The 3,619-nt window shown below is 68.5% G+C and carries 3 protein-coding genes; 2 read left to right on the plus strand and 1 reads right to left on the minus strand.

Annotated elements, in window-relative coordinates:
- Positions 1-78 precede the first annotated feature (78 nt).
- A complete protein-coding gene (locus tag ACRDU5_RS19345) occupies positions 79-465 on the plus strand; it encodes a hypothetical protein (RefSeq protein WP_526616395.1) in 387 nt (128 codons plus the stop codon).
- A 3-nt stretch (positions 466-468) separates the two neighbouring features.
- Here ACRDU5_RS19345 and ACRDU5_RS19350 read toward each other — a convergent pair whose 3' ends face one another.
- A complete protein-coding gene (locus tag ACRDU5_RS19350; RefSeq protein WP_526616392.1) occupies positions 469-1,575 on the minus strand; it encodes a hypothetical protein in 1,107 nt (368 codons plus the stop codon).
- A gap of 207 nt (positions 1,576-1,782) precedes the next feature.
- Between ACRDU5_RS19350 and ACRDU5_RS19355 the strand changes: the two genes are divergently transcribed.
- Positions 1,783-3,619 (plus strand): bifunctional FO biosynthesis protein CofGH (locus tag ACRDU5_RS19355; protein WP_526616394.1); only part of this gene is annotated, 1,837 nt, incomplete at its 3' end.

Raw genomic sequence — 3,619 nt, forward strand, 5'->3', positions numbered from 1 at the left:
GCAGCACTGGCAGGACCGCCTCGACAACTTCCAGTGGGTGGTGGGTTCGCTGGTGGGGCTGCTCGACAGCATTCCGACCTGACCCTGTCGCCCGACGACCGTCGCGCGCTGCGTGCCGTCCTGCTGACTCTGCTCGCCGTCGACGGCGTCATCTCGGCCTTGCTGTTCGCGTTATTCCTTCCCCTGCGCATCGGCGCGGTGCCGTTTCCGATCAGCGCGCTGATCAGTGGTCTGCTCAACGCCGCGTTGGTGTGGGCGGGTTTGCAGTGGACGTCGTCGCTGCGGCTGGCCGCGCTGCCGCTGTGGACCTGGCTGGCGACGGTCGTGGGTCTCACGCTGGGTGGCCCCGGCGGCGACATCGTGTTCGGCGGCGCAGGAGTCATGGCGTACGCGCCGATCCTGCTCATCGTTGTGGGCGTACTGCCGCCCGCGGTACTGATCTATCGGCGCAGCCGACCCGGGTAGTGACTACTCCTCGTCGGTCTCGTTCTTGGCCGGTTTCGCAGCGCCCGCGCCGGCACTACGTGCATCCTTGACGGCCTGCTGGACTTCCTTGACGGCCTGCTGCACCCCGTTGGCGGTCTTCGTCGCGCTATCGCGGACACCATCGGACACTTCTTCGGCGACGTCGCCCGGCCTGCCCGTGCGCGCGACGTCGTCGTTATCGGCCGTTGCCTGGGTCGCCGCGCGCACTTCACCCTGCGCCCGAACCAGACCCTTGGCGGCGGTCAACGGTGTCCTGACGATCTCCGCGGCTACGTTGGCGCGGCGCTCGGCGGCCGCGTTGCTCCTGACGGCGTTTTCTGCGGCTGTGCCGGAGTCCGGGACGGTCTCGGTCACCTCGGTCTGGCCGGCCGTTTCGGTGTCGACGTCGGGCCGCAAGCCATTGAGCGCGGTACTGACCGCCGCGAACGGGGCCTTGACGAGGTCCCCCATCACCGACTGCGGGGTCTGGGTCGTCGCGGGCGTCAACTCCTCGGCGGCAGCCAACCCGAAGATCGGTGGTAGCGGTGGCAGCGGTGGCAGAGGCGGCAGCCAGAAGGCCAGCTGGTCATCGGCGAAGAAAATGAACGAATTGACGGTGTCAACGCCGAATTGACCCAGGTTCTGTAGGAAGCTGCCGTTCCCGTTGAGCCAATCCGCGGTGTTGAAAACCGCACTGTGGACGATCCGTTCGCCGAGGTTGTAGAAAATCATGATCTGCGGCGCTAGCCACCCGATCCCTGGAACCCAGCCCACGGCATACGTGGCGAGTTCGAAACCCCACCGCACCCACGGTTCCACCGCGTTGTAAATGGACGTCAGGGCGCCGCCGATGGATGTGGGTGCGGTGATCGGCGGGAACGGTGGCGCCGGAAATGGGGCATTGGCACTCGGTGGTGTCAGGATGCGTTCCGGCCAGTCGAGAAGCCACGGGACGGGGTCCACCGGCAGCGCGAGCGGTTCGACCTGCGCTGCGAACTGGATCGCCGGTTGGGCAGGCGGAGGGGGTTGCACCGACGGGGCTATCGCGACGGCACTTGCGGTGACGGTGGCGACGCCGGCCATGAGAATTGAGCGAGCGGAAATGTCCATGACGACTCCCCTCTGAGCTGCGGCAGTACTGGACTGTCCTGAACTTACGCGGCTGTCAATCAGGTGGTGCGCGATTCGACAACGTGTCGCGGGACGGGGTCGCACGCCGGCGCCGGGCCGGGACTACTGTGGCCGCTATGGCAGGCGCCAAAGTTTCAGAATGTGAGACGCGCGGATGATTCACGACGACGCCGGGGTTACACGGGAGTGGATCTGAACCCGCAGCGCGGCGCCGCTCTGCCCAGCCCGGTGGTTCCACCGAAATCCGACGCGTCCAGCGCGGCCTTACGTCGCGTGCTCCGGCGGGCCCGTGACGGCGTCGCGCTGAACGTCGACGAGGCGGCCATCGCGATGACCGCCCGCGGCGACGACCTGGCCGATCTGTGTGCGAGCGCCGCGCGGGTACGCGATGCCGGTCTGACATCCTCCGGGCGACGCGGGCCCAGCGGACGGTTGCCGGTCAGTTACTCACGCAAGGTGTTCATCCCGGTCACCCATCTGTGCCGAGACACCTGCCACTACTGCACGTTCGTCACGGTCCCCGGTCGGCTCCGCGCTGAGGGTCTCGGCATGTATATGGAGCCCGACGAGATCCTCGACGTGGCCCGCCGCGGTGCCGAATTGGGTTGCAAAGAAGCGCTTTTCACCCTCGGTGACCGACCCGAGACGCGGTGGGACGAGGCCCGGCAGTGGCTGGACGAGCGTGGCTACAACTCGACGCTGGACTACGTGCGGGCGATGGCGATCCGGGTGCTGGAGGAGACGGGTCTGCTGCCGCACCTGAACCCCGGCGTGATGTCCTGGTCGGAGCTGTCGCGGCTCAAGCCGGTCGCCCCGTCGATGGGGATGATGCTGGAAACCACTTCGCGGCGGCTGTTCGAGACCAAGGGCCTTGCCCATTACGGCAGCCCCGATAAGGATCCCGAGATTCGGCTGCGGACACTGGCCGACGCCGGCCGGTTGTCCATCCCGTTTACCACCGGCCTGCTGGTCGGCATCGGCGAGACACTGACCGAGCGCGCCGAGACGATGCACGCGATCCGGCGCTCGCACAAGGAGTTCGGGCACGTCCAGGAAGTGATCGTGCAGAACTTCCGGGCCAAGGACCACACCGTGATGGCCTCGGAGCCCGACGCCGGCTTCGACGACTTCGTGGCGACGGTCGCCGCCGCCCGCCTGGTGCTGGGACCGAAGATGCGCGTGCAGGCGCCGCCGAACCTGGTGTCGCGCGACGAGTGCCTGGCCTTGATCGGCGCGGGTGTCGACGACTGGGGCGGGGTGTCGCCGTTGACGCCGGATCACGTCAACCCGGAACGCCCGTGGCCGGCGTTGGACGAGCTGGCCGCGGTCACCGCCGATGCGGGCTACGACCTGGTGCAGCGGCTGACTGCTCAGCCGCCCTACGTGCTGGCCGGCGCGGCGTGGATCGACCCGCGCGTGCAGGCGCACGTGGCCGCGCTGGCCGACTCCGACACCGGCCTCGCGCGCGACGTCAATCCCGTCGGGCGGCCGTGGCAGGAACCCGACGAGGCCGCCGAATCGCTCGGACGGGTCGACCTGCACTCGGCGATCGATGCCGAGGGACGCCTCACCGCCACCCGCAGCGATCTGAACAGCGCCTTCGGTGACTGGGAGTCCATCCGGGAAAAGGTCGAGGAGCTGGCCGCCCGGGCGCCGGAGCGCATCGACACCGACGTGGTGGCGGCGCTGCGCTCCGCCGAGCGCGACCCGGCCGGCTGCACCGAACACGAGTACCTGGCGCTGGCCACCGCCGACGGCCCCGCTCTGGATGCCGTTGCCGCGCTGGCTGATTCGCTGCGCCGCGACACCGTCGGCGACGACGTCACGTACGTCGTCAACCGCAACATCAACTTCACCAACATCTGCTACACCGGCTGCCGGTTCTGCGCCTTTGCGCAACGCAAGGGCGATGCCGACGCCTACTCGCTCTCAACCGCCGAGGTCGCCGACCGGGCGTGGGAGGCGCACGTCGCCGGCGCGACCGAGGTGTGCATGCAGGGCGGCATCGATCCGGAATTGCCGG

This window comes from Mycobacterium sp., assembly GCF_050701515.1.
Lineage (GTDB): Bacteria > Actinomycetota > Actinomycetes > Mycobacteriales > Mycobacteriaceae > Mycobacterium.

What these genes read in the sequence shown, in the direction of transcription:
- ACRDU5_RS19350 (WP_526616392.1), bottom strand. Translation starts at nt 1,575, where the DNA reads ATGGACATTTCCGCTCGCTCAATTCTCATGGCCGGCGTCGCCACCGTC.